Origin of the sequence: Mesorhizobium sp., from assembly GCF_004962925.1 — a bacterium.
Classification (GTDB): Bacteria; Pseudomonadota; Alphaproteobacteria; order Rhizobiales; family Rhizobiaceae; genus Mesorhizobium.
The window spans coordinates 1-562 of record NZ_SUEO01000430.1; the positions used below are offsets into that span (position 1 = coordinate 1).

Genomic DNA, 562 nt, shown 5'->3' on the forward strand with positions numbered 1-562 from the left:
GTCCTTGCTGAAGCCGCTGGTCGACCTCAAGAACGCCGAGCAGATCACCGGCATCGGCCGCGGCATCGCCTTCCAGCTCGTCGAGCATTTCGGCCTTATCAACCGCCGCGACATCGCCGAGGAGATGAAGTCGCTCGACCAGGAAGGCCGCGCCGCCCTTCGCCGGCTCGGCGTGCGCTTCGGCGCCTACCACGTCTTCGTGCCCGCGCTGATCAAGCCGGCCCCGGCTGGACTGGTGACGCTGTTGTGGGCGCTGAGGAACGACGGCAAGGACAAGCCCGGCTTTGGCGACGTGGTTCACGCGCTGGCCTCAGGCCGCACCTCGGTGGTCATCGACCCCACGTTCGACAAGGCCTTCTACAAGCTGGCCGGCTACCGCAATCTCGGCCGTCGCGCGGTGCGCGTCGATATCCTTGAACGGCTGGCCGACCTGATCCGGCCCGCAACCAACTGGAAGCCGGGCCTCGGTCAGCGCCCCGACGGCGCTTATGACGGTCAGTCCTTCATAGTGACGCCGCCGATGATGTCGATCCTCGGCGCCACGGCCGACGACATGGAAGAG

1 pseudogene is annotated in these 562 nt (G+C 66.9%); it reads left to right on the forward strand.

Features of this window, described 5'->3' with window-relative positions:
• Window positions 1-562: pseudogene (locus tag E5W87_RS35560) on the forward strand (helicase); the annotation flags it as partial.